The sequence below is a fragment of the Dokdonella sp. genome (genome assembly GCF_041395345.1).
Lineage (GTDB): Bacteria > Pseudomonadota > Gammaproteobacteria > Xanthomonadales > Rhodanobacteraceae > Dokdonella.
Window position 1 is genome coordinate 26,992 of the sequence record NZ_JAWLAR010000010.1, and the last position, 23,726, is coordinate 50,717.

Genomic DNA, 23,726 nt, shown 5'->3' on the forward strand with positions numbered 1-23,726 from the left:
ACTAATCGCCGGAATCTGTCGCGGCCTGATTCTCGGATGGTCCGAGTTTGCCGCTCAGTCGAAATTCCCTGATTTCCCCGGACAGGATCGAAACCTGGCGCGCGTCGGGCTCGGATTGGGCATAACGCAGCTGAACGTATTGGCGCACGATGTGTTCGATCCGATTTCGGTCGTTCGATGCGCCGATTTGTGGCTTGAGCCGGTTCAGCCAGGCGATCGGGCCTTCCTGGGGTTTCGCCGGATATCCATGGCGCGCGATTTTTTGCCGGAATGCCTGCCAGGCGGCGTCCAGCTTGTCGACGGATCGCACCTTGCCGGGCCTCAGGACCCAGCCCGTAGCGATCAGCAGCACCACAACAACCGTGATCACCAGCGCCAGCAGCAGGTCAGATTGCCTTGCCTCGGAAATGCCGATCGGCGAAAGCAGACTTTTCTGGCGCAGTGCATTGAACTGGACGATAGTCTGCGTCCACAGGCGGTTGACCAGATCGAGGCGGTTCCTAATCTCGAGCAGCCAGTCGCCCGCGAACCAGCCTTGCTGGTCCGCAGCAGAGGAAGAACCGGACTCGATGCGGGCAGGGTTGACCGCCGCGGTCGGATCAACACGAACCCAGCCGCGCCCCTCCAGCCATACTTCAGCCCAGGCGTGCGCATCAGAATGGCGGACCAGCAAGTAGTCTCCAGCCACGTTCCACCAGCCGCCCTGATAGCCGGTCACGACACGTGCGGGGATGCCGGCCGCTCGCATCAGAAAAACGAATGCAGAACTGAAGTGTTCGCAATACCCTGCGCGCGTGTCGAACAGAAATTCGTCGACGGAGTTTCTGCCCAGCGGCGGGGCAACCAGCGTATAGGTAAAATTGTCGCGGATGAGATCCAGCGCGCGCCTGACCATCGATTCGGGACGCGGATCGGTTTCGCGCCAGCTCCTGGCCAGGGCAATGGTCTCCGGATTGAATCCGGCCGGCAGCTGCAGGGCGCGCCTGCGATCGAACTCCTCGAGTTCGGGAGCCAGTTGGTACGCGAGTACCGAACGTACCGAATACTGACGCACTTGCGAGACGCGATTGCGCCCGTACAGGGTGCGGTCCTTGCTCATTCGCGCCTGTTCGGGAGCCTCCATTGGCACATCGAGGGCAACCAGCCAGGGTCGATCCGTAGGCTCCAGGGTGATTTCATAGTCGACTTCCGCGGCCAGGGGAACGACCGGTTCAAGGACGCGTTGGGGCCGTCCGTCTTCGCGGCTCCAGGTCCGGCCATCGAAATCCCAGAGCACGATGGCGCGAAAATACCTGGACGGTGGCGCTGGCGGAGCGCCTGTAAAGGTCACACGCAATGCGGGCGAATCGTCGACCAGCAACTCAGTCATCGAACCGGGCGACATGTTGTCGCTGAGACCGGTACGTGCCTCCTGTGGCCCGCCCGGTGTGCCCCACAGCGGCGATCCAAGCCTGGGGATGAACAGGAAGGCAGCCGCTGCCAGCGGCAAACCGAAGCCGAACAGTAGCGCGCCATGGCGCAGTTCGCCGCGCAGCGGCCTGCCCGGATCAAGCGGAGCAGGCTGCAACGCGTTGAGCGAGGCCAGCAGCACTATCAGGCTGGCACAGACCGCCAGGGTGAATCCGATAGTCTGGGTGCCCAGCAGCGCGCTCATGAGGACAAAGGCCGAGAATCCGAGCGCCGCGCGGGCATCGCGCACGCGTTCGCTCTCGAGCAGTTTGAGCATCAGCAGACCGCAAGCCAGAGCACTGCCGGGCTCGCGACCGAAGAAATTGCCGTAGTGCAGGATGATGACCGCAAACAGAGCGACGACCATCGGCACGCGCCACCACGCAGAGATGGGCTTGCTTCCGCGGCTGCGGCTGATCATCCGTAGCGGCGCAATCAGGAGGAATACCGCGGTCAGCCACCATGGCAAGCGCGCCGCATGCGTCAGTACCGCCAGCAAGGCAGTCACGGCGAGCAGGTTGAATTGGCGGTTACTGAGGCGCATCGGGCAACAGGGCCAGCATACGCAGGCAACGCTGGCGATGGCGGGAGCCGATGCCGGGGCCGATGACCTGTCCCGGCACGCACAGGGCGTAGCTGATCATGGCGGCATCCGCGGCCAGAACCCATGCGGTCAGGCGACGAATCCGGGATTCGCGATCGAGTCCCTCCAATGCCGCATAGTCCAGAGTCACGTTGTCATCGACCTGGCTCTCGCTTTCGCGGACGAGCAGGGTGTCGTGCCGTGCGGACGCCTTCCAGGCGATGCGTCGCTGCGGATCTCCGCTGCGGTAGTCACGCAACCCCGAGTAGTCGTCGCCTTCCCCCGGAGTCGAGCGATCGCCCTGGTTGCTCGTGCCCTTGGGCAGCGGCGGCGCATTCGACTCGACCTCGGGATAGACAAGAATCGACACATCCGGATTGACCCAGCTCCAGATCACGAACAGCCCCAGTGGTTGTTCGGTCCAGAGTTTCAGTCGTCCGGGGCGCAACCATCCGCGCTGTCTGGTTGGCAACGGGATGGTCAGACCCTGCGAAGGGCCCGAGTGGATCGCGAATGCGCGATGGACTCCATTCCAGTCGACTTGCAGGGCCGGTCGGGCGCGTCGAGACTCCGCGAAAAGCAAATGCACGGCCACCGCATCACCAGCATGACAGTCCGCTGCATTCATGCCGATCAACTCGAGGCCGGCAAGCGTACGGAAACCCGAAAACATGCTCATCCAGGCGGCACCCGCCAGCAGGCAGGTCAGCAGCAGTGCGGGGTTGTTGGAATAGTTCAGCGCGCCCAACTGCATCACGACGAGGAGAATGCCGAAAACGATGCCAAAACCGGTGGGCAATACGTAGATGCGCCTGCGGTGCAGGATCACCGGCAGCGATTCTGCGGCGCGCAGGCGGGTCAGTGCGGGCAGCCTGCGCTCGGCCACCGCGAGCAGTCGCTGCCGCCAGGACAGACTCGCTGCGCCGTCGGCGCTCATCACACCTTGGTGTTCTCGATCAGGCCTTCGACGAGGGTCGCGCGGCTGGTCCGGGCGCTGGAACCGAGGCTCAGTCGATGAGCGGCGATATACGGGAATACCGCCTGCACGTCTTCCGGAATGACATAGCTGCGACCGCCGAGCAGGGCATGCGCACGGGCGGCAGCAAGCACGGCGAGTCCGGCGCGGGGGGACAGCCCGACCCGGATCTCGGCATGGCGACGGCTCGCTTCCAGCAGGTTCTGCACATAGGCGACCAGGGCCGAGCTGGACAATACGGCTGTAGTTGCCTTGCGCAAGGCAAGAATCTGAGCCGAAGCCAGGCAGGGAGTGAGCTCTTCAAGCAACTGGCGTCGATCCGTCGAGGAGAGCATGGCTCGCTCGGACTCGGCATCCGGATAACCCAGGCTCATGCGCAGCATGAAACGATCAAGCTGGGAATCGGGCAGGGGATAGGTGCCGGCGAAGTCGACCGGATTCTGGGTCGCCACGACAAAGAACGGATTCGGCAGCGCATGCGTGTGGCCGTCGATCGTGACCTGGCCCTCGGCCATGGCTTCCAGCAGCGCACTCTGCGTCTTGGGTGTTGCGCGATTGATCTCGTCGGCAAGCAGCAGCTGGGTGAAAACCGGCCCGCCGTGGAATTTGAACGTGCCCGGATCGCGCTCATAGACGCTGACCCCGATGATGTCGGATGGCAACAGGTCGCTGGTGAACTGGACGCGCTGGAAATCCAGACCGAGAGTGATGGCCAGTGCATGGGCGAGGGTGGTCTTGCCCACTCCCGGCATGTCCTCGATCAGCAGGTGTCCACCCGCGAGCAAGCAGACAAAGGCGAGCCGGACCTGCTCCTTCTTGCCCAGCAGGATGTCATTGACCTGGGCAATGCTGCGCGCAAGCGCATTCCTCAGTTCGGCGTCGAGGAGGTTCTGGTTGGCTGGCGCACGCGTAGCGGAATCCGGCATCAGGTTGGCGCTTTCCTTATGAAGAGTCGTCGGAGGCGATTGCGAGTCTAGCGCCGCTTGTTCGCGAGGTGTGAGTTCTGGATCAGGGTATCTGGAGGCCGCATTGGCGCAGCAACCGGCACAGAATGACAAGCGGCAGACCCACGATAGCGGCCGGGTCTGCGCATTCGACGCGATCAAACAAGGACACGCCCAGTCGCTCCATCTTGAAGCTGCCGGCGCAATCCAGCGGCATGTCCCGACTCACGTAGCGCGAAATCTCGGCGTCATCGAGCGGCCGAAATGCGACACGTGTGATATCCAGACCTTCGTGCAGCGCGATGGTTCCGCTGCGGTTGTCCGCCACGCAGACGGCCGTGTGAAACAGCACGGTCTTTCCGGCGCATTGGCGTAGCTGGGCTTGCGCCCGCTCGATGCTGCCAGGCTTTCCCAGCGCCTGTCCGTCGAGCTCGGCGACCTGGTCCGAACCGATGACGAGGCTGTCGGAATGATGTTCCGCAGCGGAGCAGGCCTTGAGCCGGGCCAGCCTGACGGCCGTGTCGCACGGGCGCTCTCCAGCGACGGGCGATTCGTCCACGTCGGTGGCGAGGCAGGTGAAACCATCCAGCAGACGACGCAGAAGTTCAGCCCGATAGCGGGAACCTGATGCGAGAACAACCGATGGCATGGCGGGAGTCAATGTGGCGACGGGTCCATTTCGGCGCCGGCGGATTCGAGTTCCTGGCGAACCTCGCCAAGGCGCTCGAGCTGGCTGGCCAGCTTGTCCCGCGAACGCACGAGCGCGGCCGCAGCAGTGCGCAACTCGTCCAGCGAGGCATCCGCACCATACTGGCGCAGCCACAGGCGATGCTGGAGCAGATCGTGCAGTGCCGCCTGGACTTCCGGCTCGGCGGTCAGGGTGGCATGCGCCGACAGGCTGATCGAAGGTGGCAGCTGACTGACCAGAGCGGGGATCTCGCGCAAACGGGCACGACATTCCTGCAGCTCGTTTTCGAGGGCATCGGCATGGTCGAGGACGCTGCGCAGGGCGTTGGTTCGCGCGCTCAGATGGCGCTCGCGCAGCCAGACCACGATGACGATCGGGGCCAGCAGCAGGGCGGCAATCAGCAAATAGTTGAGCAATGCGGTTATCTCCTTGAAAGGCCTTGCGCGTCGGCTGCGCCACGTGCCCGGCCCTGGCCCTAGTCTGCCGGTTGGCGGCAACTGCAGCAATTCTCCGCCAAACCGGCTAAAATTCCGCTTCGAGTCAATTGCTTGCGGCACTTTCCGATTTGACATTGGACGGGGTCGCACCTACCATCGCGCGCCCATGTCGAACACCGTGCCAGACATTCTTGATCCCTGGCGCATGGTGCAAGCGCGGCGGGTGTTCGAGGGAACGATTCCCGTCAGGCAACTGGAACGTCTGGCCGGCCTGCTGGCCAGTCCCGATGGCGAGGTCGCCTACAGGGTCGAGTTTGGCAATGACGAATTCGATGTCGCTTTTGCCGACCTGCACGTCGAAGCCGGTTTGTCTCTGGTCTGCCAGCGTACGATGCAGGTCTTCGTGCAAGCCGTCGAGATCGACCAGAAGCTCGGTCTGATCAGGCGTGAGTCCGAAGAAGCCGGATTGCCCGAAGGGTATGAGGCATTGCTGATATCCGATGGGCAATTGCGCCTGATGGATGTAATCGAGGACGAGTTGATGCTCGCCCTGCCATTGGTCGCGCTGAGTCCGGGTGCGCCGCTGGAGGAGTTTCCGCTTGGTGCCGGATCGGCTCCGGACAGCGAGCAGCCGTCGAACCCGTTCGCCGTGCTCGGACAGCTTAAGAATACGAAACACTGAGATTCCCGGTTGCGGCCGCGAGGCCCGGCCGCGATACAATTGATCCATCACACAGCTTGCATGCAAGCCACCGGTTTCATCTGGAGAGTAGTCATGGCAGTCGCCAAAAGTCGTAAATCCCCGTCCAAACGCGGCATGCGCCGTTCGCACGATGCCCTTACCGCCAAGCAATTGGCCACCGATCCGACGTCGGGCGAAGTGCATCTTCGCCACCACGTCACCAAGGACGGCTATTATCGTGGCAAGAAGGTGATCGAGACCAAGTCAGCGGTTGCCGACTCGGAATAACATCGCGGAACTGAAGCTCGGAAACGGCGGACTTCCTCAATGGATCCGCCGTTTCGTTCCATTCGGGAGAAACGGTCCTGTTCTACTCACGCATCGCGGGCACGGGCAGTTATCTGCCGGAGAACATCGTCACCAACAAGGATCTCGAGCAATTTGTCGAGACCAGTGACGAGTGGATTCGCACGCGCACAGGCATCCGTGAGCGCCGAAAGGCGGCCGACGGCGAGACCACTGGCGACCTGGCCTTCCACGCGTCCACGCGTGCGCTCGAGGCCGCTGGCGTGGATGCGTCGGAAATCGACCTGATCGTGCTCGGCACGACCACGCCGGACATCATCTTCCCCTCCACCGCATGTCTCCTGCAGCACCGACTCGGTGCCAACGGCTGTGCCGCGTTTGACGTCAATGCAGCCTGTTCCGGCTTCGTCTATGCGCTCGGCGTGGCGAACTCGTTCATTCGCAGCGGCCAGTCGAAGAAGGCTCTGGTTGTCGGCGCGGAAACCCTGACCCGGATGCTCGACTGGAGCGATCGCGGTACCTGCGTGCTGTTCGGCGATGGTGCCGGAGCGGTCGTCCTGGAAGCCGCCGATGAACCGGGCATCTATACGACGAAGCTGCATGCCGATGGCGGCTACAAGCATCTGCTTTACAACCCTGTCGGCGTCTCCGCCGGCTTCAAGGATGAACCCAACCACGGCGTGCGCGTCATCATGACCGGCAATGAAGTCTTCAAGGTTGCCGTGAAGACCCTGGACCGAATCGTTGGTGAAACGCTGGAAGCGGCCGGAATGGATGAGTCCCAGGTCGACTGGCTGATTCCGCATCAGGCCAATTTGCGCATCATCGAGGCCACGGCCAGGCGGCTGAAGCTTCCGATGGATCGCGTTGTGGTTACCGTGGATCGCCACGGAAACACCTCGTCGGGTTCGGTGCCACTGGCCCTCGACGAAGCCGTACGCTCGGGCAAGGTACAGCGTGGACAGAACATTCTGCTGGAAGCATTCGGTGGCGGCTTCACCTGGGCTTCGGCATTGCTGCGCTACTAGGATCGTGCGGCGACGTTCACGGGTTTCGTGCAAGGAGGTGAGTCATGGCGAAACGGCTGTTCCTGAATGAACGTCAGGTATGGTTGAAGCAATACCGCAGCGGCAACCGGCGCGTTGCACTGGGATTGCTCGACCGGATCGCGCGCGGCCTTTCAATCGAGGCCTTGCGACCGCCACCGCATCACGTTGGCGAGCAGGCGCAAAACAATGAGGCCCGACGTGTTCGCGAGTTGAAGGCCGCCGACGTCAATGTTCCCGAAGTACTCGGTGAAGGGCGTGCGATGCTGTTGCTTGCCGATATAGGCATCTCACTTTCAGGTTGCCTCAAGCAGGCCCGCGGCAATCCAGCCAGACGAGACCATCTGGTTTCATTGGCCATCGATTCCATTGCCGATGTGCACGCAAAAGGGCTCTATCTCGGCAATCCTGTCCCGCGCAACATGACATTTGGCAACGACTGTATCGGCTTCCTCGATTTCGAGGAGGATCCCGGCGAAATCATGTCTCGGGATGTTGCGCAGGCGCGTGACTGGCTGCTGTTCGTGCATGGCACGGCCCGCTTCTATCCGGACGAGCAGGCCGCACTGGCGACGCTGCTCAAGGCGGGGCTTGATCGGTCAAGCCCGGACGTGCGTCAACGCGTCATTGATGCCGGAAGCCGGCTGAGCAGGATTGCCGCCATGTTCTGGCCATTCCAGCGCGGCAATGGCAAGACTCAATCGGCATTGCGAACCTTGCGCCATCTTGCCGGCCACGCGCTGCTCGTTGCGATGGCATTGGCCAGTCTTGCATTGGGAGACGATGATGGTTTTCCGTTGCATATGAACATCATGGGGATTTTCGTGTGAGCTCGAATTCAAGCGCCATCGCCTTTGTCTTTCCCGGACAGGGCTCGCAGTCGGTCGGCATGCTCGCCGATCTCTCCGAACAGCATGCGATCGTCAAGCAGACCTTCGTGGAGGCTTCCGAAGGGGCCGGCACCGATCTGTGGGCGCTCAGCCAGGGCGGTCCGGAAGAGTTGCTCAACCGCACCGAATACACCCAACCGGCCCTGCTCGCGGCCGGGATCGCTGTCTGGCGCGTCTGGCAGGCGTGCGCGGGTGCGACGCCGATCGCGATGGCCGGCCACAGTCTGGGCGAATACAGTGCCCTGGTCGCGGCCGGTGTGCTGAACCTTGCCGATGCGGCCCACCTTGTGCGCATCCGCGGGCAGGCCATGCAGGCGGTCGCGCCAGCGGGAGTTGGCGCCATGGCTGCCGTTATCGGGGCGGAGGAAGCCCTGGTCGAATCCATCTGCCGGGATGTGTCCGGCGATCATGTTGTCGTGCCTGCCAACTACAACTCCCCCGGGCAGATCGTCATTGGCGGGCATGCCGCAGCCGTGGACGCCGCACTGGCCAAGCTTTCCGAGGCCGGCGTGCGCAAGGCGGTCAAGCTCGCCGTCAGCGTGCCATCGCACACGCCCCTGATGCGCGAAGCAGCCAATCGCCTGAGCGAAGCGATGAGTGCCTACGAGTGGCGGGAACCCGCCATTCCGGTCATTCAGAACGTGGATGCGGGCGTGCACGAATCGACGACTGATATCCGCGATGCGCTGACACGACAGCTTTATCTGCCGGTGCGCTGGACGGATTGCATCCAGGCCTTGCTTGCTGCCGGCGCAACACGCATGGCTGAATGTGGCCCCGGCAAGGTGCTGTGCGGACTGAGCCGTCGAATCGACAAGAGCATCGAGATGCGCGCTCTTGGCGAGCCTGCCGAACTGGATGCGGCCCGAGAAGCCTGGAGTTGATCAGTACTCGGACGCCGACTGAGTCAATCGAACAAGGGACCCATCGATGAATGATTCACTTTCGGGCGAAATTGCCCTGGTAACCGGAGCCAGTCGCGGCATCGGTGCAGCGATTGCCGACGAGCTTGCTGCGCGTGGTGCTCGCGTCGTGGGCACGGCAACCCGCGAGGAAGGCGCCACGGCCATCTCCGAGCGGCTGGCATCGCGCGGCGGCAGCGGGCGCGTCCTCGATGTGGATGACAGCGCCGCAGTGGACAGGCTGATCTCTGAAATTTCCGATCAATTCGGCACCGTCAGCATCCTGGTCAACAATGCCGGAATCACGCGCGATCAATTGCTGCTTCGCATGAAAGAGGAAGAATGGCAGGCGGTCCTGAACACCAACCTGAGTTCGGTGTTCAGGACGTCCAAGGCGGTCTTGCGCGGCATGATGAAGGCACGCAAGGGCCGCATCATCAGCGTGGCGTCGGTGATCGGTTCAATCGGCAACGCCGGACAATCCAACTACGCCGCAGCCAAGGCCGGAATTGTTGCATTCTCGAAGTCGCTGGCACGCGAAATCGGATCACGCGGGGTTACCGTCAACGTCGTGGCCCCGGGCTTCATCGATACCGACATGACGCGCGCGCTAGCCGATGAGCAGCGCGCCCAGTTGCTGGGACAAATTGCCCTGCAGCGATTCGGCGAGGCGGAGGACATTGCGCAGGCCGTCGCCTTTCTAGCGTCCCCGGCGGCTGCCTACATCACCGGGGAAACCCTGCACGTCAACGGCGGAATGTATATGGCCTGAACCCCGTTGCGGGTGATTCTGCCCCTCCTGGAGTGACAACGATGCACCCATCCGGCTGTCTGATCGATTCACCGGCCATAGGCGGCTTTGTGTGCCACAAGTACCGGCTGGCGCCGGTTTGCGAGGCGAACGCTAGCAGGTGCCGCCCTGTTCAACTACAATTCGCCGCGCCTCGCGGGAAGATTTCCCGCGTAGCGGAACCCGGACCTAGCGCGTTGCCACCGGCATTCCGCAATCCGAATCACGAAACGAGATCCCATCGGGAGACAAGAGACTTATGAGCACTATCGAAGAACGCGTCAAGAAAATCGTCGTCGAGCAATTGGGCGTCAAGGAAGATGAAGTCACGCCGAATGCGTCTTTCGTCGATGATCTTGGTGCTGATTCCCTCGACACGGTCGAGCTGGTCATGGCTCTCGAAGAGGAATTCGAGTGCGAAATTCCGGACGAGGATGCGGAAAAGATCACGACCGTCCAGCAAGCCGTCGACTACGTCAAGGCGCACGTCAAGTCCTGATGAATGATCGCCGGGGAGTTTGCGAACCGGCCAGATCTTCAGCAGTCGCGTTGCCGTTGCGCGCCCAGACGCGGGCGATCGGGGCGGCCGACTGAACATTGAACGCTACATCCTGCTGCGCCCTCGAGGCGCAGCTTTCATTTTGAGTACAGGCAACGCTACGCATGCGTATGTTACGCGCAGCGCTGCCTGAACTGCGGAACTACGAACATGAGCAAACGTCGCGTCGTCGTCACCGGTCTCGGTATCGTCAGCCCGGTTGGAAACGATCTGGTCACGGCCTGGGACAACATTACCGCTGGCAAGAGCGGTATCGGCCCGATCACCAATTTTGACGCGGACGCGTTTCCGACGCGTATTGCCGGCGAAGTGCGCGATTTTGATCCGGCGACGTGGATACCGCCGAAGGAAGTCAAGAAAATGGACTCCTTCATCCATTATGGCGTCGCCGCGGGCCTGATGGCTCTGAAGGATGCAGGGCTGGAGATCACCGAAGCCAATGCGGAAAGGGCAGGTGCGCTGATAGGTTCGGGAATAGGCGGCATTGCCGGCATCGAGAAGACCACGGTCGCATGGCACGAGGGTGGGCCGCGCAAGATTTCCCCATTTTACGTGCCATCGACCATCATCAACATGGTGGCTGGTCACCTGTCGATCATGACCGGTATCAAGGGCCCGAATTTTTCAGCGGTGTCGGCTTGTGCAACGTCCAATCACAGCATTGGCATGGCCATGCGGCTGATCCAGTACGGTGACGCCGACATCATGGTTGCGGGTGGTGCCGAATATGCCACCGTGCCGACGGCCGTGGGTGGCTTCTGCTCGATGAAGGCGATGTCGACACGCAATGACGATCCGACCCTGGCCAGCAGGCCCTGGGACAAGGACCGCGACGGTTTCGTGCTCGGCGATGGCGCCGGCATCCTCGTGCTAGAGGAATATGAGTCAGCCAGGGCGCGAGGTGCGCGGATCTATTGCGAGCTCGCAGGCAGTGGCAGCAGCAGCGACGCATTCCACATGACCGCGCCGAAGGAAGACGGCGAAGGCGCTGCGCGTTGCATGGTGTCAGCCATGGCTGACGCCGGCGTCAATGCCGACCAGATCGAGTACGTCAATGCGCATGGCACATCGACGCCCCTGGGTGATCTCGCTGAAACGTGGGCACTCAAGAGTGCTCTCGGAGAACACGCCAGGCGCACCATGGTCAGCTCGACCAAATCGATGACCGGGCATCTGCTTGGCGCAGCGGGAGGCGTCGAAGCCATCTTCACGATTCTCGCCCTGCATCACGGCATCATTCCTCCGACCATCAATCTGGATGATCCGGGCGAGGGCTGCGATCTCGACTACGTTCCGAAGGTGGCTCGAGAGAAGAAGATTTCGATCGCCGTTTCCAACGGATTCGGTTTCGGCGGTACCAATGGAACGCTGGTATTCCGACGGATCTGACCAGCGAAATTCCGGGCAGTCCGATGCCAGGACCGACACGCATCATCCGGGTCCTGAAAGGGCGCCGGGATCTGCTGGCTCTCGCTGCAGCACACCCGCAGCGCTATCCCGGCCTGCTTGAGAGTGCGGCAGACGGCACCCTGCAGGCGCGCCACGACATCCTGTTCGGATTTCCGCAATCCTCGCTGCAGCTGGACAGTCAGGGTCGTGTCCGCGATTCAGCCGGGAATATGGACGGCACGAAATTTCTCGACGCGCTGGATTGTGCCTGGCAGCGCGGCACTACAACGGCCGCCGATGGCGATAGCGCATTGCCTTTCCATGGCGGCTGGTTGATCTATCTGGGTTACGAGTTGGCGGGAGAGATAGAGCCGCGACTGAAATTGCCTGCGGCACCCGGAAACCTACCTGTTGCGCTAGCCCTTCATTGTCCGCTCGCAGCCATCGTCGACCACGAAAGCGATCGGACCCATCTGGTAGCGGAAGCAGGGTTTGCTCATCTGCTCGACCAGATGGAAGCCGATATGCAGGATTTTCCCGACCTGCCGGAATCCAGTCTCGAAGTGGCCTCCATCGAAGAAGACGATCCGGAAATCTTCATGCGTGCTGTCGAACGTATTCACGAATACTTGCGCGATGGCGACGTCTTCCAGGTCAACCTTTCTCGGCAGTGGCGAATCGAGCTTGCGCGGACCACGGCGCCTGCCGCGATTTATGAGCGGCTTCGCCGGGCCAATCCCGCACCGTTCGCCGGCTTGCTCCAGTGGAACAACTGGGCGGTAGTCAGTTCGTCGCCGGAACGGCTTGTGCAGACGCGCGGTGACAGGGTACAGACGCGCCCGATTGCGGGAACCCGCCCGCGCCTGCAAGGGGAGGACAGTGCGGCACGAATACGTGAACTGATAGGGCATCCCAAGGAACGCGCGGAGCACGTCATGCTCATCGACCTCGAGCGCAACGATCTCGGCAGGGTGTGCGTACCCGGAAGTGTCGTTGTCGACGAGCTTATGGGTGTCGAGAGCTACGCCCATGTCCATCACATCGTTTCGAACGTGAGTGGCAGGTTGCGACCGGGCACTACGCCGGGTCAGGTCATTCGTGCGGTTTTTCCCGGCGGCACCATAACGGGTTGTCCCAAGGTCCGTTGCATGGAAATCATCGCCGAACTCGAACACTCGGCTCGCGGTGCGTTTACCGGCGCCGTGGGCTATCTCGACAACAACGGGAACCTGGATCTGAATATCCTGATCCGTACCCTGACGGTCGAGGGCCGACATGTCAGCCTGCGTGCGGGGGCCGGCATCGTCGTCGATTCCGACGCGCAGGCGGAGGTCGCCGAGACTCGGGACAAGGCGCGTGGATTGTTGCGCGCATTCGGCATCGATGGCTGAGTCCGTCTTGGGGGCAACCCTGCTACGCTTTGTCGTCAAAACACGGAAATCACATGCAAGAGCTTCGCATGCATGGCCAGGCAGGCAAGGTCCGCTGGCTGTTATCACTGATACTGGTTGCAATGGCCCTGGGCTGCGCGGCAGCCTTGCTGGCGTGGAACGACTATCGTCAATTCGTCGATGCCCCCTTGCTGCTCAAGGAGGCGAAGGTCATCGAGTTTCCGCGTGGCAAGGGATTCAGGGACATCGTCCGTCAATTGCGGCGTGACCGAATCACCGATGGCTCGCCGTTCTACTGGCGCGTGTTGTCGCGCGAGCTGAATGTCGCGTCGAGATTGCATGCGGGCGAGTATTCGCTTGAACCAGGATTGACGCCGCGCGGTCTGATCGAAATGATGGCCGCAGGGAAAGTCGTGCAACATCACTTCACGATCGTGGAGGGCTGGACCTTCAGGCAGCTGCGCCTTGCACTGGCCACTGCGGAAGGAATCGGGCAAACCCTGGGCGGGCTGGACGACGCCAGCATAGCCGCCCGACTGGACATCCCTGACGGCAAACCCGAGGGCTGGTTCCTCCCCGAGACCTATGCATGGGTCAAGGGCGACGATGACTTCGCCATATTGGAACGCTCGCACGCGGCCATGCGCTCGGCGTTGCAGCGACTCTGGCCGGAACGCGACCCGGCAGTTCCACTGGAATCCCCCTATGAAGCGCTTATTCTGGCCTCGATCATCGAGAAGGAATCCGGCGTTGCGGACGAACGGGCGATGATCAGCGGCGTGTTCAGCCGACGCCTGCAAATCGGCATGCGACTGCAGACCGATCCGACAGTGGTCTACGGCTTGGGCGAACAGTACGACGGAAACATCCGTCGACGCGATCTGGAAACGGATACCGCATACAATACCTACACGCGCGATGGTCTCCCGCCTACACCCATAGCACTGCCGGGATTGTCCGCTCTGGAGGCGGCATTGCATCCGGCGGGCGGCAACGCGCTCTATTTCGTAGCGGTCGGCGACGGCAGCGGTCGCCATGAATTTTCCGCTACCCTGAGCGAGCACAACCGCGCGGTTTCAAGGTATCTGAACCGGAGCAGGAATCGATGAGAGGGTGTCTGATCACTCTCGAGGGTGGAGAAGGTGCGGGCAAGAGCACCGTACTCAATGCCTTGAGCGAACACATCGAAGCGGCTGGAATCAAGCTGCTGGTCACCCGCGAACCCGGGGGCACGGCGCTTGGCGAGGCGATCCGCTCGGTTGTTCTTGATGGAGGAATCGACCAGGTGTGCGCAGAAAGTGAACTGCTCCTGATGTTTGCGGCCAGAGCACAACTGGTGCGTGAACGGATCGTGCCTGCCCTGAGCGAAAACACGTGGGTGTTGAGCGACCGCTTTACCGATGCGAGTTTTGCCTACCAGGGGGGCGGGCGTGGTCAACCCGAAGAACGCATCGCCGATCTCGAGAGATGGGCTGCCCAGGGAATACGGCCGGATCTGACCCTGCTGCTTGATGTGCCAGTCGCAGTCGGGCTCGCGCGGGCCCAGATTCGGGGCGAACCTGACCGCATTGAACGCGAACAGGCCGGCTTCTTTGATCGGGTCCGCTCAACGTACCGCGAGCGTGCAAAAAGCGAACCGTCGAGATTCCGCATCATCGATTCCAGTCTCGACGTCGGCAGCGTGACAGCCAGCGCCTGTGCCGCGGTGTCTGAGTTCATTGCAACCAGAAGGAATTCCGCATGAAGCTGCAGGGCTGGCTCGGCGAACACTGGCGCGTGCTTGCCACGCGGCTTCAGCGCAATGAGCTGCCCCACGCCGTGCTGATCTGCGGAGATGCCGGGCTCGGCAAGCGTTCGCTGGCCAACGCGCTCGCCAGCGCTGCCCTGTGCGAAGCACGTCAGGCGGATGGTCATGCCTGCGGTATCTGCAAGTCCTGCCAGCTGCTGACTGCCGGGTCGCACCCGGACCATATCCTGGTCGGGTTCGAGGCGCGTGACGATGGCAAGCTGCGCAGCGAAATTACCGTCGAGCAGATTCGCCAACTTTCTCAGCGGCTTTCATTGTCGACCCAGTATGGTGGTTTGCAGATCGTCATCATCGATCCTGCGGACAAGATGAACACGAGTGCTGCCAACGCGCTCCTCAAGACGCTTGAAGAGCCCTCGGCCAGCACGGTGATCGTACTTGTCAGCGATCATCCAGCTCATCTGTCGGCAACCATTCGCAGCCGCTGCCAGCGCATCGAGTTGAAAGTCCCGGAGCGAGCCCGGGCCATGGAATGGCTCGTGGAACAGGGCATTTCAATCGAGCTCGCTGAACAGGCGCTGGAATCGGCTCTCGGAAATCCGGGCGAAGCCCTGGGCGCCATTAGCAATGAAGTCCTGGGCCTGCGCGGCGAATGCGCCAGAGACCTGCTCGAGTTGAACACGGCAAGGACCAGCGCACTGACCGTTGCCGATGCCTGGGCAGCAGACCGACCGGCCGAACGGCTCTGGCACGCTGCCGTGATCGCACGCGACGAGGCCCTGCGCCTTGCCGATGGCAAGCCGGGCAAACTCGGCTTGACCGGGGCCGGCGAAATACCCAAGCTAGCAGCGTGGTTTGCCGCGGCCAATCGATCGCGCGAACTGCTGAATACGCAATTGCGCAGCGAACTGGTCGTGCTGGACCTGCTGCATGCTTGGCAAATGCCACGGAGACCATGAAATGTCGACACCCCCAGTTGGCGGCATGCCGAGACAGGGAATCCTGTCATTGGCCATCAAGGACAAGGGCGCGCTGTTCAATGCCTACATGCCCTACGTCAAGGGTGGCGGGCTCTTCGTCCCGACGAGCAAGCGCTACAATCCGGGCGATGAAGTGTTCATCCTGCTTTCCCTGATGGACGAGAAGGATCGCTTGCCCGTGGCTGGACGTGTGGTGTGGATTACACCGCCGGGATCCCAGGGCAATCGTACGGCGGGCATCGGCGTCCAGTTCAATGAATCCAGCGACGGTGATGCAGCGCGGACGAAGATCGAGTCCATTCTCGCCGGCATCCTGCTGCAGGAACGACCGACCCATACCATGTGATGCGCGTTCTCGTTCTCGGTGCAGGGGCGACCGGCGGCTATTTCGGCGCCCGCATGCTCCAGTCGGGTGCACAGGTTTCATTTCTCGTCAGGCCGCATCGCGCTGCGCTGCTGGCCCAGAAGGGCTTGCGCGTTGATGCGGCTGGCGGGGAAATCCGGGCCGACGTCGAGGTCTTGACCCAGGTTGAAGCGGACCAGGTCTGGGACCTGGTGCTGCTGTCCTGCAAATCCTATGACCTGCAATCGGCCATCGAGGCTATCGCGCCCGCGGTGAGGCGTGGCGCGCTTGTCCTGCCCCTGCTCAACGGAATCCGGCATCTGGATGCACTCGACCTGGCGTTTGGCCGCGACAGCGTTCTCGGCGGGCTTTGCCATGTCTCTGTCGATCTGAACCCGGATGGATCCATCCGACAAGTGGGCTCGATTGCCCGGCTGACATTCGGCGAACGCGAAGGCACTCCAGCGATCGATCCGAAAATCGCGCGCACGCTGCTGGCAATGCCTTTCGAGGTCGTTCACAGCGCAGAGGTGCTCACCGCAATGTGGCGAAAGTTTGCCTTCCTTTCGGCGCTTGCGGGAATTACCTGCCTGATGCGCGCCAGCATTGGCGAGATCGTGGCAGTCGCAGAGGGCGCAGACCTGATCAATTGGCTGTACCTGGAGTGCGCAGAAGTCGCCCGGCGCAGCGGCCATGCCCCGGGAGACGAGGCCATGGTCGAGGCCATGAATATCCTCACTGCGGCCCATTCACCGCTGAAGGCCTCGATGCTGCGCGATGTCGAGCGAGGCGGAGCGACCGAGGCAGAACATGTGCTCGGTGACATGCTGGCCAGGGCCAATGCGCTTGGCGTTGATGCTCCCTTGCTCAGTGCCGCATGTATCCAGTTGCGCGTGCACGAGGCCCGGTTGGGCAAGCGCTGATAGTGTGGATCGCCCGCTTATTGAGCCGGCGTATTCAGCTCGGGGCTGTCCCAGCCGCTGCGAGGTGCGAATCTCGCACCATGACGCTGCTCGAGCATGAGCAGGCGCTGCTTCAAACCCTCTGCACCCGTATCGCGGATGTACTGGATGGGACCGCCACGGAACGGTGCGAATCCGGTACCGAAAATCACCCCGGCGTCGCACAGATCAGCGTCATCGACGACACCATCATGCACGCAGGCCACTGCTTCGTTGAGCATCGGCAAGATCATCCGGTCTTCGATGTCCTCGGGCGCGGAATAGGATGGGTCGACCTCAGGCTTCACCGGCTTGCCGTTTTCCCACTTGTAGAAACCTTCACCGTCCTTCTTGCCGCGCTTGCCCGAGGCGAGCAGGGATTCCATGCCCTCGGGAATGTCCAGCTTGAGGAATTCCGAAAGCTCCTTGCCGACTGAAGCGGCAACGTCGAGACCAACGGTGTCGGCCAGCTCGATCGGCCCCATCGGCATGCCGAATTTCCTGGCTGCCCTGTCGAGCACCGGGCCTGGAACACCCTCGCCATAAAGGCGCACCGCTTCCAGCATGTACGGCATGAGGATGCGATTGACGAGGAAGCCGGGCGTTCCCTTGACCGGAACCGGCAGCTTGTCGATCGCCTTGCAGAAGGCCATGGCACGGCGTTCATTGTCCTTGTCCAGAGCGTCATGACGCACGATCTCCACGAGCGGCATGAGGGCCACCGGATTGAAATAGTGCAGGCCGAGGAAGCGCCCCGGGTCGGCCACCGCCTTGCGCAATTCGTCCAGAGGTATGCTCGAAGTATTCGAAGCCAGCAAGGCGTCCGCCTTCATGTCGGGTTCGGCCTTTTTGTACAGCGACTCCTTGGCCTCGGCATTCTCGTAGATGGCCTCGATCAGCAAGTCAGCCGTTGCGACACCCTTGCCTTCCACATCCGATTTCAGTCGCGCCTGTGCCGGACCTATCCGGTCAGCGGTCTTCAACTTCTTCGTGAACAACTCTTCGGCCCGCTTCATCGCCGGGTCGATGTATTTCTGCTCGCGATCCTGGAGAGTGACATTGAATCCGCGCAGCGCAGACCAGGCCGCGATATCGCCGCCCATGACACCGGCACCAATCACATGGACATGACTGATTCCATGGTCGACTCCGGCCCCAAGGCCCTTCAGTCGCTCCTGCAGGAAAAAGACCCGGATCAGATTGCGAGCCGTCCCGGTCTTTGCCAGCCTGGCAACGGCCTTCGCTTCATTCTTCAGTCGCTGCGAAAGGCTGCCGCCGCGCCGCCAGGTTTCGATCAGCGAGAACGGAGCAGGGTAGTGATCGGGTCTGGCCTTGGCCGCCGTTTGCTTGCGCATGATCGACGCAAGCACCTGCCGAGCCGGCCAGGTATTGGTCGCCCAGGCCTGCAGACGCTGCTGCATGGAGCGAGTCGGTGGTCTGCGAATGATCTCGCGGGCGCGTTCGAGCAGGGTGTCCGCCGAGGCGACAGCGTCGACCAGTCCTATCGATCGCGCGTGTTGGGCCGAGACGGCGCGTCCGGTAAGCATCAGCTCCAGCGCTTTCGGAGCACCGATCAGGTAGGGCAGGCGAGCGCTCCCTCCCCAGCCAGGAAAAATGCCGAGCTTGACTTCGGGAAGACCGATACGCGTCGACGGATCGCTGCTGGCGACGCGGTAACGGCAGGCCAGGGCCAGTTCGGTACCACCGCCCATGCAATGCCCATGAATGGCGGCAACGGTCGGACACCGCAGCCGGGCCACGCCCTGCAGGACGCGTTGGCCGTAGCTCAGGGCATCGAGAACGGTACCTGCCTTGTCGAAGCTCTCGAATTCCTTGATATCGGCACCGGCGATGAATCCGGCGGCCTTGCCCGAGCGGATGACCAGGCCGCGCGGCGGGTCGAACGAAAGCCTTTCGACGATCTCTTCGAGTTCCTCGAGGACCACGCGGGCAAATGTATTGACCGGGCTGCCGACCCGATCCAGGGTCAGGACGACGATGCCGTCGGCATCCTGTTCGTTGCTCCAGTGCTTGAATCGGAGTCCTTCGAACATGGCAGTATCCTCGCAAAATCGGACTGCTATGATCCGGGCAAGCCGCGCCTCTGGTCAATGCACCCGGTTCAGACTAAGGTGCAGAGCTTCAGGGGAGGGGTTCCGGTCGAGGTCATGCAGGAATCGGCGAGCGTACAAGTCACGCCAAGATTGTTCGAGCAGATACTCAATGCCGAGGGCAACCTGGTCGGCATCGAGACCGCGCAGCTCGGCGATACCCTGGAGCAGTTTCGTCAGCTCGCCATGCGCAGCGGACAATCGGTCTATTTGTGGGATCCCGAAAACGGGATAGCCGCGCTGCGGCAAAGTGAAATGCGCATTCCCGGTTCCAAGCGTCTCAATGATGCGCTGCGCTTTATCCTGCAGAGCATGCAATTCGCGGTCTACCTGCTGATCGACTTTGATGACCAGATCAAACCACCAAACACCGCGCTTCTGCGTCGCTTTGCACGCGTCAGAACCGGCAATCAGCGCAAGATCGTGTTTCTTTCGCGCAGGCTTGCGTTTCCCGAAGAGATCGAGGGCCTGGTCGAGCGCCTGATTGCCGGCGCAGGCTCGAACGAGCGCCCAAGATTGCGCGATGGCCGCTGGGTACGATGATGGCAGCGGAACGTGAAAATGGTGCAGTCCTGATCGTGGCTACGGACCGCGATGACCGGCGCATTCTTTTCGATGCCCTGGATGCCCAGGAGTTCGATGCGATCTATACCGCCAAGGACATTGGCCAGGCACGGACGTTTCTTGATCAGGACCCACAGATCGATCTGGTCCTGCTCGAGTTTATCGGAGCGGCGACGGACGCGGTCTCGTTTTGCAGTGAACTGATCCAGTTTCGTCCGCAAAAGCCCATTCCCGTGATCGGAGTGATCGCCTCGACGCCCGCCGAGCAAGTCTGGAATTGGGAAAACATGCCTCCCGGGGTCGTCGAATGGCTCTCCAGCCCGATCAACCCGGCGGAAGCGCTGGCGCGGATACATGCACGGCTCGGAAATAGCGGAGGAAGCGCAGGCCAGCTGCAGGCCGGCAACGACTCCACACCACATCAATATGCTTTTGACGGAAGTCTCGATGAACTGGCCCTGGTTGATCCCAAGAGCGGTCGCCTGCTCGAGGTCAATCCGACTTTTGTCCAGCGCAGCGGGTATTCGAGGGTCCAGCTGCTGGGCGGTCGCATCGAGAATTTCGACGGAGTCATTGCTCCGGGAATGCGCAGTGAGCTCGGCATGAAACTGGAGCGCGAGGGTCGCATCCAGTACCGCGCACAGAAGCCGCACGCCGATGGCAGTGCCTATCCTGTTGACGTTCATGTGCAGCTTGCCGTGCAGGACGGCCGCGTCGCACATTTCTACACGTTCCGGGAGGTTGGCGAGCTTGGCCGCTACGAACAGGCATTGCAGGTCATTTCGGGACTGACCCAGACCGGCGGCGGAGACGAAGGTATCAATGCAGCGATCCGCAGCCTGGTCGACTGGCTGTCGCTGGATTTCGTCGCTCTGGTGGCATTGCGGCTCGATCAGGCTGGCGAGACCCAGCCGCTCGTGGTGTTCCACCGTTTCAGTCCCGCTGACGACACGCCTGACCCGCTTGCACAGGGGACCGTCAAGAGCGTGCTCGATGGCGAGGAGCTGATCCAGCTTGCAGACGCCTGGCGCCTGAGCTCGGACAACGGATTCGTACGCGAGCGGCGCTTCGAGTGTCTGATCGGACTGCCTCTGTGCGACGAGCGCAAGGTCGCATTGGGCGCCCTGATCGTGGCCAGGCGCGAACCGTTCCAGAAGCTGTCCCCGATGATCGAAGGGCTGCGTGCAGTGGCCTACAGACTTGCCCTCGAGCTTGAATTGCGCAGGACGCGCGAACAAGGACGTGTCCGTGGTTTGCAGGATTCACTGACCGGCTTGCCGAACAGGTTGCTGTTCAACGACCGTCTCGAATCGGTCATCCAGGAGGCCCATCGGACTGGCGAGATGTTCGCGGTTCTATTCGTGGACCTCGACCGCTTCAAGAACATCAATGATTCGCTCGGCCATAGCGTGGGTGATCACGTTCTGGTGGCTGTGGCGCGTCGCCTGCGTTTGTGCGTGCGTGCCTCGGATTCGGTTGCCCGCTATGCCGGCGACGAGTTCACCATGATCTTGCGCCACATCGTGCAGCGCGATGATGTCATGCGGATTGCAGAGAAGATCGTGCGCGTCATGGAAGCGCCGTTGACGCTGCCGGACGGCCTCGAGATCCAGATAACGGCCAGCCTCGGGCTGAGCTTCTATCCCGACGATGCAACGGTCGCGGAGCGCCTGCTCAAGCATGCCGATGTGGCGATGTACACCGCGAAGGGCATGGGCCGAAACAACTATCAGGCCTATGTCGCGGTACCCGAGGAGTCTCACCAGCAGCGCCTCGCGCTCGAGGCAAAGCTGCGTCAGGCGGAGCGCAATGGCGAGTTGCGCGTGTTCTACCAGCCCCAAGTGGATACCGCGACCGAGGATATTGTCGGAATGGAGGCGCTGATCCGCTGGGAGCACCCCGAGCTTGGCATGATCAGTCCCGGCTTCTTCATTCCGCTTGCCGAGGAAACCGGGCTCATCATCCCGATCGGCGAATGGGTCCTGCGTGCGGCCTGCCAGGATGCCCGTCGCTGGCAGCTTCGCTACTCGATGCCGCTTCGGATCAGCGTCAATCTTTCCCCCTTGCAGTTGCGCCAGCCGAATCTGGTTAGCCTGGTGGCTGCGGTTCTCGAAGAGACCGGGGTGCCAGCCAACCTGCTCGATCTGGAAGTCACCGAGAGCATCAGCGTCAAATCCATCCCCAACCTGCTCGAAACCTTGCAGGCCCTGCGTGAGCTGGGCTGCCAGATATCGATCGACGACTTTGGTACGGGGCAATCCTCGCTCGACTACATCAAGCGGTTTCCGGCCGATCGGATCAAGATCGACCAGGCCTTCGTGCGCAATATCGGGCTAGATCCCGATGACGAGGCCATCGTCCGTGCAACCATCGGCATGGCCCACAACCTCAATCGCGGCGTCGTCGCCGAAGGCGTCGAAATCGAAGCCCATCTGGACTTCCTGCGTGATCTCGGTTGCGAGGTGCTACAGGGATATCTTTTCTGCAGGCCCCTGCCTGCGGCCAGTTTCGAGAGCCTGATGTCCGAGCGAGAGCGATTGCATGCGGAATTGCCGGTCAGCCGTAGCGAGCTCTGATTCGGCCCGACCCTTTGCAGAGCTGCGCACAGGAATGGTCAACCCGGCGCCAGACTGGAATTCTCCGGCCCTTACCGGTCATCATTGAGTGTGAAACTATTTCCGGTTGATGGTGTCTAGGACCTTGTGCCTCGAACCCATCGCCGGCAAGGAGATCTGCCCGCATGGGCGAAAGCGAATTGGATCAGGCGCTTGTCGAGCGCGTCCAGAAAGGAGACAAGCGGGCTTTTGATCTGCTGGTGCGCAAGTACCAGCACAAGATCATCAGCCTGGTTACACGCTATGTCTCCGACTGGAGCGAAGCCCAGGACGTGGCCCAGGAAGCCTTCATTCGCGCCTATCGCGCGATAGGGGCGTTTCGGGGCGACAGTGCCTTCTATACCTGGATCTACAAGATTGCGATCAACACGGCGAAGAACTACCTCGTTTCCAAGGGCCGCAGACCGCCTATCGGCGACATAGCCATTGAAGATGCGGTACTGCTGGACGGCGCCTCGCAGTTGCGAGAGCGGGCCACGCCGGAGCGCGAATTGTTGCGCCAGGAAATTGAACAAACCGTGTTTGCCACGGTCGAAGAATTGCCCGAGGAGCTTCGCACCGCCATCACCTTGAGGGAAGTGGACGGTCTGAGCTACGAGGAAATTGCCGAGGCGATGAATTGCCCCATTGGCACCGTGCGTTCCAGAATCTTCCGGGCGCGAGAGGCCATCGATGAAAAGCTGAGACCGTTACTCTCAGAAAACGAGGATTGATCCGAATGAGCCAGGAAATTCGCGAGCAACTGTCCGCCTTGATGGACGGCGAGCTATCCGGGGAGGAAACCAGATTCCTGATGCGCCGCATTGCGCACGATCGGGCGCTCGTTTCATCCTGGTCGAATTTTCATGTGGCCAGGCAGGCTTTGCGCCGCCAGGTCATTGTCCGGTTGCGGCCGGATTTCGCAGACAGCATCCTGGCGCGTCTTGAGGACGAAACGCCAGTGCAGACCAGAAGGGCAGGAACGTGGCTTCGATGGGCCTCGGGTGGCGCCATTGCGGCCTCGGTCGCGGTCGCTGCGCTGGTCCTGAGTGGTCCGCAAGATGCTACGGCACCCTTGTCTGGCGACTCCGTTGCATCGCGCGCCGCTGTTCCGACCCCCGTTTCTCCTGCTGCCACCGCGGCAATCCCGGCGTCGAACCGAATCGCGGATTTCCGTCCACCGATGGCTTCGCCTGTGCTCGATGTACAGCCGGCTTCTGCAAGTACAGCCGGTTTTTCTGCACAGCCCGCACCGATCGACCCGCGTACACAGTCATACCTGGTCAGGCACTACGACGCTACCGGCAGCAATGGGCAACCGGGCATGTTGCCGTACGTCCTGTTGATTGTGCCATCGGCGCCGCAGGCAGCCTCGGCGCCCGCAAATCAGGCAGCGGAGCAGCGCTAGGGCCCG

General features: G+C 61.8%; 23 protein-coding genes and 1 pseudogene. 18 read left to right on the forward strand and 6 right to left on the reverse strand.

The features are described from left to right. Nucleotide 1 precedes the first annotated feature (1 nt). The 5 genes and pseudogenes from R3F00_RS10310 to R3F00_RS10330 form a co-directional block, all read right to left on the reverse strand. Nucleotides 2-1,993 carry a DUF3488 and DUF4129 domain-containing transglutaminase family protein gene (locus tag R3F00_RS10310; RefSeq protein WP_371281705.1) on the reverse strand — a complete coding sequence of 664 codons (1,992 nt, stop codon included), beginning with the start codon at nucleotides 1,991-1,993 and terminating at the stop codon, nucleotides 2-4. Continuing rightward, nucleotides 1,980-2,969, reverse strand: a complete 990-nt coding sequence (locus R3F00_RS10315) for a DUF58 domain-containing protein (protein ID WP_371281706.1) — start codon at nucleotides 2,967-2,969, stop codon at nucleotides 1,980-1,982. Before R3F00_RS10315 ends, R3F00_RS10310 begins: the two co-directional genes overlap by 14 nt. Before the next feature lie 67 nt (nucleotides 2,970-3,036). Further along, a pseudogene (locus tag R3F00_RS10320) lies at nucleotides 3,037-3,934 on the reverse strand (AAA family ATPase); the annotation flags it as partial. Between the two features lie 82 nt (nucleotides 3,935-4,016). Further along, complete coding sequence (locus tag R3F00_RS10325; protein WP_371281707.1) at nucleotides 4,017-4,601, reverse strand: nucleoside triphosphate pyrophosphatase; 585 nt, start codon at nucleotides 4,599-4,601, stop codon at nucleotides 4,017-4,019. Nucleotides 4,602-4,609: 8 nt separating this feature from the next. Next, entirely contained in the window at nucleotides 4,610-5,056 is a 447-nt protein-coding gene (locus R3F00_RS10330) for a hypothetical protein (protein WP_371281708.1), read from the reverse strand. A gap of 187 nt (nucleotides 5,057-5,243) precedes the next feature. On the opposite strand from R3F00_RS10330, the gene R3F00_RS10335 reads away from it, so the two are divergent. The 14 genes from R3F00_RS10335 (at nucleotide 5,244) to R3F00_RS10400 (ending at nucleotide 17,025) form a co-directional block, all read left to right on the forward strand. Next, nucleotides 5,244-5,759: a YceD family protein gene (locus R3F00_RS10335; RefSeq protein WP_371281709.1), complete on the forward strand. Its 516-nt coding sequence runs from the start codon at nucleotides 5,244-5,246 to the stop codon at nucleotides 5,757-5,759. Nucleotides 5,760-5,852: 93 nt separating this feature from the next. Beyond that, nucleotides 5,853-6,047, forward strand: a complete 195-nt coding sequence (gene rpmF, locus R3F00_RS10340; RefSeq protein ID WP_371281710.1) for a 50S ribosomal protein L32 — start codon at nucleotides 5,853-5,855, stop codon at nucleotides 6,045-6,047. A 77-nt stretch (nucleotides 6,048-6,124) separates the two neighbouring features. Further along, nucleotides 6,125-7,093: a beta-ketoacyl-ACP synthase III gene (locus R3F00_RS10345; protein ID WP_371281829.1), complete on the forward strand. Its 969-nt coding sequence runs from the start codon at nucleotides 6,125-6,127 to the stop codon at nucleotides 7,091-7,093. A 44-nt stretch (nucleotides 7,094-7,137) separates the two neighbouring features. Next, nucleotides 7,138-7,941, forward strand: coding sequence for a serine/threonine protein phosphatase (locus R3F00_RS10350; RefSeq protein WP_371281711.1), 804 nt, complete (start codon nucleotides 7,138-7,140; stop codon nucleotides 7,939-7,941). Continuing rightward, nucleotides 7,938-8,885, forward strand: a complete 948-nt coding sequence (gene fabD, locus R3F00_RS10355; protein ID WP_371281712.1) for an ACP S-malonyltransferase — start codon at nucleotides 7,938-7,940, stop codon at nucleotides 8,883-8,885. Before R3F00_RS10350 ends, fabD begins: the two co-directional genes overlap by 4 nt. A 46-nt stretch (nucleotides 8,886-8,931) precedes the next feature. Continuing rightward, complete coding sequence (fabG, locus tag R3F00_RS10360) at nucleotides 8,932-9,675, forward strand: 3-oxoacyl-ACP reductase FabG (RefSeq protein ID WP_371281713.1); 744 nt, start codon at nucleotides 8,932-8,934, stop codon at nucleotides 9,673-9,675. Nucleotides 9,676-9,952: 277 nt separating this feature from the next. Beyond that, a complete protein-coding gene (acpP, locus tag R3F00_RS10365; RefSeq protein WP_092404824.1) occupies nucleotides 9,953-10,192 on the forward strand; it encodes an acyl carrier protein in 240 nt (79 codons plus the stop codon). 210 nt (nucleotides 10,193-10,402) lie between these two features. Then, nucleotides 10,403-11,641, forward strand: coding sequence for a beta-ketoacyl-ACP synthase II (gene fabF, locus R3F00_RS10370; protein ID WP_371281714.1), 1,239 nt, complete (start codon nucleotides 10,403-10,405; stop codon nucleotides 11,639-11,641). Nucleotides 11,642-11,664: 23 nt separating this feature from the next. Then, a complete protein-coding gene (locus R3F00_RS10375; RefSeq protein ID WP_371281715.1) occupies nucleotides 11,665-13,032 on the forward strand; it encodes an aminodeoxychorismate synthase component I in 1,368 nt (455 codons plus the stop codon). A gap of 53 nt (nucleotides 13,033-13,085) precedes the next feature. After that, nucleotides 13,086-14,141 carry an endolytic transglycosylase MltG gene (gene mltG / locus R3F00_RS10380; protein ID WP_371281716.1) on the forward strand — a complete coding sequence of 352 codons (1,056 nt, stop codon included), beginning with the start codon at nucleotides 13,086-13,088 and terminating at the stop codon, nucleotides 14,139-14,141. Then, complete coding sequence (gene tmk / locus R3F00_RS10385) at nucleotides 14,138-14,776, forward strand: dTMP kinase (RefSeq protein WP_371281717.1); 639 nt, start codon at nucleotides 14,138-14,140, stop codon at nucleotides 14,774-14,776. Before mltG ends, tmk begins: the two co-directional genes overlap by 4 nt. Then, nucleotides 14,773-15,738 (forward strand): DNA polymerase III subunit delta', encoded by a 966-nt coding sequence (gene holB, locus R3F00_RS10390; RefSeq protein ID WP_371281718.1) that lies wholly within the window; start codon nucleotides 14,773-14,775, stop codon nucleotides 15,736-15,738. The genes tmk and holB overlap by 4 nt, the downstream gene beginning before the upstream one ends. A gap of 1 nt (nucleotide 15,739) precedes the next feature. Next, nucleotides 15,740-16,105 carry a PilZ domain-containing protein gene (locus R3F00_RS10395; protein ID WP_371281719.1) on the forward strand — a complete coding sequence of 122 codons (366 nt, stop codon included), beginning with the start codon at nucleotides 15,740-15,742 and terminating at the stop codon, nucleotides 16,103-16,105. After that, nucleotides 16,105-17,025 (forward strand): ketopantoate reductase family protein, encoded by a 921-nt coding sequence (locus tag R3F00_RS10400; protein ID WP_371281830.1) that lies wholly within the window; start codon nucleotides 16,105-16,107, stop codon nucleotides 17,023-17,025. Before R3F00_RS10395 ends, R3F00_RS10400 begins: the two co-directional genes overlap by 1 nt. Before the next feature lie 17 nt (nucleotides 17,026-17,042). Here the strand turns inward: R3F00_RS10400 and R3F00_RS10405 are convergent, their stop codons facing one another. Further along, on the reverse strand, nucleotides 17,043-19,097 hold the full coding sequence (locus R3F00_RS10405) for a 3-hydroxyacyl-CoA dehydrogenase NAD-binding domain-containing protein (RefSeq protein ID WP_371281720.1): 2,055 nt from the start codon (nucleotides 19,095-19,097) through the stop codon (nucleotides 17,043-17,045). A 78-nt stretch (nucleotides 19,098-19,175) separates the two neighbouring features. Between R3F00_RS10405 and R3F00_RS10410 the strand changes: the two genes are divergently transcribed. The 4 genes from R3F00_RS10410 to R3F00_RS10425 all read left to right on the forward strand — a co-directional run bounded on the left by R3F00_RS10410 (nucleotide 19,176) and on the right by R3F00_RS10425 (nucleotide 23,720). Continuing rightward, complete coding sequence (locus R3F00_RS10410) at nucleotides 19,176-19,697, forward strand: hypothetical protein (protein WP_371281721.1); 522 nt, start codon at nucleotides 19,176-19,178, stop codon at nucleotides 19,695-19,697. After that, on the forward strand, nucleotides 19,697-22,294 hold the full coding sequence (locus R3F00_RS10415; protein WP_371281722.1) for an EAL domain-containing protein: 2,598 nt from the start codon (nucleotides 19,697-19,699) through the stop codon (nucleotides 22,292-22,294). Before R3F00_RS10410 ends, R3F00_RS10415 begins: the two co-directional genes overlap by 1 nt. Before the next feature lie 164 nt (nucleotides 22,295-22,458). Next, on the forward strand, nucleotides 22,459-23,046 hold the full coding sequence (gene rpoE / locus R3F00_RS10420; protein ID WP_371281723.1) for an RNA polymerase sigma factor RpoE: 588 nt from the start codon (nucleotides 22,459-22,461) through the stop codon (nucleotides 23,044-23,046). A gap of 5 nt (nucleotides 23,047-23,051) precedes the next feature. Beyond that, entirely contained in the window at nucleotides 23,052-23,720 is a 669-nt protein-coding gene (locus R3F00_RS10425; protein ID WP_371281724.1) for a sigma-E factor negative regulatory protein, read from the forward strand. Nucleotides 23,721-23,726 lie beyond the last annotated feature (6 nt).

Coding starts and splice junctions, on each gene's coding strand:
- R3F00_RS10395 (WP_371281719.1), top strand. CDS start 15,740: ATGTCGACACCCCCAGTTGGCGGCATGCCGAGACAGGGAATCCTGTCA.
- R3F00_RS10350 (WP_371281711.1), top strand. CDS start 7,138: ATGGCGAAACGGCTGTTCCTGAATGAACGTCAGGTATGGTTGAAGCAA.
- R3F00_RS10400 (WP_371281830.1), top strand. CDS start 16,105: ATGCGCGTTCTCGTTCTCGGTGCAGGGGCGACCGGCGGCTATTTCGGC.
- fabG (WP_371281713.1), top strand. CDS start 8,932: ATGAATGATTCACTTTCGGGCGAAATTGCCCTGGTAACCGGAGCCAGT.
- R3F00_RS10405 (WP_371281720.1), bottom strand. CDS start 19,097: ATGTTCGAAGGACTCCGATTCAAGCACTGGAGCAACGAACAGGATGCC.
- R3F00_RS10375 (WP_371281715.1), top strand. CDS start 11,665: ATGCCAGGACCGACACGCATCATCCGGGTCCTGAAAGGGCGCCGGGAT.
- R3F00_RS10415 (WP_371281722.1), top strand. CDS start 19,697: ATGGCAGCGGAACGTGAAAATGGTGCAGTCCTGATCGTGGCTACGGAC.
- holB (WP_371281718.1), top strand. CDS start 14,773: ATGAAGCTGCAGGGCTGGCTCGGCGAACACTGGCGCGTGCTTGCCACG.
- rpmF (WP_371281710.1), top strand. CDS start 5,853: ATGGCAGTCGCCAAAAGTCGTAAATCCCCGTCCAAACGCGGCATGCGC.
- tmk (WP_371281717.1), top strand. CDS start 14,138: ATGAGAGGGTGTCTGATCACTCTCGAGGGTGGAGAAGGTGCGGGCAAG.
- rpoE (WP_371281723.1), top strand. CDS start 22,459: ATGGGCGAAAGCGAATTGGATCAGGCGCTTGTCGAGCGCGTCCAGAAA.
- R3F00_RS10310 (WP_371281705.1), bottom strand. CDS start 1,993: ATGCGCCTCAGTAACCGCCAATTCAACCTGCTCGCCGTGACTGCCTTG.
- R3F00_RS10325 (WP_371281707.1), bottom strand. CDS start 4,601: ATGCCATCGGTTGTTCTCGCATCAGGTTCCCGCTATCGGGCTGAACTT.
- R3F00_RS10335 (WP_371281709.1), top strand. CDS start 5,244: ATGTCGAACACCGTGCCAGACATTCTTGATCCCTGGCGCATGGTGCAA.
- acpP (WP_092404824.1), top strand. CDS start 9,953: ATGAGCACTATCGAAGAACGCGTCAAGAAAATCGTCGTCGAGCAATTG.
- fabF (WP_371281714.1), top strand. CDS start 10,403: ATGAGCAAACGTCGCGTCGTCGTCACCGGTCTCGGTATCGTCAGCCCG.
- mltG (WP_371281716.1), top strand. CDS start 13,086: ATGCAAGAGCTTCGCATGCATGGCCAGGCAGGCAAGGTCCGCTGGCTG.
- R3F00_RS10425 (WP_371281724.1), top strand. CDS start 23,052: ATGAGCCAGGAAATTCGCGAGCAACTGTCCGCCTTGATGGACGGCGAG.
- R3F00_RS10315 (WP_371281706.1), bottom strand. CDS start 2,969: ATGAGCGCCGACGGCGCAGCGAGTCTGTCCTGGCGGCAGCGACTGCTC.